Raw genomic sequence first — 907 nt, forward strand, 5'->3', positions numbered from 1 at the left:
GGTGCAGCTTTATTGCAATAGCGGAAACCCTGATGAGCGACATACCTTTCTGGCAAAGTAAAACCCTTGATGAAATGACCGATGCCGAGTGGGAGTCATTATGTGACGGGTGCGGTCAATGCTGCCTGCATAAGCTGATGGATGAAGACACTGACGAAATCTACTTTACCAACGTCGCCTGTCGTCAGCTCAACATTAAAACCTGCCAGTGTCGTAATTACGAACGTCGATTCGAGTACGAGCCTGACTGCATCAAACTGACGCGTGATAATCTGCCGACTTTTGAATGGTTGCCGATGACCTGCGCCTATCGTCTGCTCGCAGAAGGAAAAGGGCTACCGGAGTGGCACCCGTTGCTGACAGGATCAAAAGCGGCGATGCACGGTGAACGTATCTCGGTTCGTCATATTGCGGTGAAAGAGTCGGAAGTGCGAGACTGGCAGGAGCATATCCTGAACAAACCTTCATGGGCGGACTGAGCCGCCCATCGATTAGCAGGCGTTAAGGGTTAAGACTTTTTCGCCTGATACATTTCATCGGAGTGGTTGTCATCTTCCACCCAGAAGTTAATGTTGAATTGCGCATCGTCGCTTAATTCAACGCGATGCCAGTACTGCGGTGGGCTGGTCGCGAACTGACCGGCATTAATCACCACTTTCACTTCAGGTTCTTTTGCGTCTTCATTGGCAAAGCCATAATACGTTACCGTACCTTCCATTACGCAGAGCTGTCCAAACACGCCTGCTGCGGTGTTATGGTGAGAAAGAAGTGCTGCCGGGACGTTGTCTTTGGTAAAGAAGGGAGTAGAGCGTTTTACTTTCCAGTTTGCCGGGATGCGTAAATGGGACATCAGACATCTCCTTGGTGTGGCATCTATAAGATGTATTTAATATACATCTTATAGATG

2 protein-coding genes are annotated in these 907 nt (G+C 49.1%); one reads left to right on the forward strand and one right to left on the reverse strand.

Annotation, left to right across the window (positions count from 1 at the left end; genetic code table 11):
* The first annotated feature begins 32 nt into the window (after positions 1 to 32).
* Positions 33 to 479 carry a YcgN family cysteine cluster protein gene (locus tag FDW87_RS18235; RefSeq protein ID WP_046275021.1) on the forward strand — a complete coding sequence of 149 codons (447 nt, stop codon included), beginning with the start codon at positions 33 to 35 and terminating at the stop codon, positions 477 to 479.
* A 29-nt stretch (positions 480 to 508) separates the two neighbouring features.
* On the opposite strand, the gene FDW87_RS18240 is transcribed toward FDW87_RS18235, so the two are convergent.
* On the reverse strand, positions 509 to 850 hold the full coding sequence (locus tag FDW87_RS18240; RefSeq protein WP_016153372.1) for a DUF1971 domain-containing protein: 342 nt from the start codon (positions 848 to 850) through the stop codon (positions 509 to 511).
* Positions 851 to 907: the final 57 nt, after the last annotated feature.

This window comes from Citrobacter sp. wls826, from assembly GCF_005281245.1.
Taxonomy (GTDB): Bacteria; Pseudomonadota; Gammaproteobacteria; order Enterobacterales; family Enterobacteriaceae; genus Citrobacter; species Citrobacter braakii.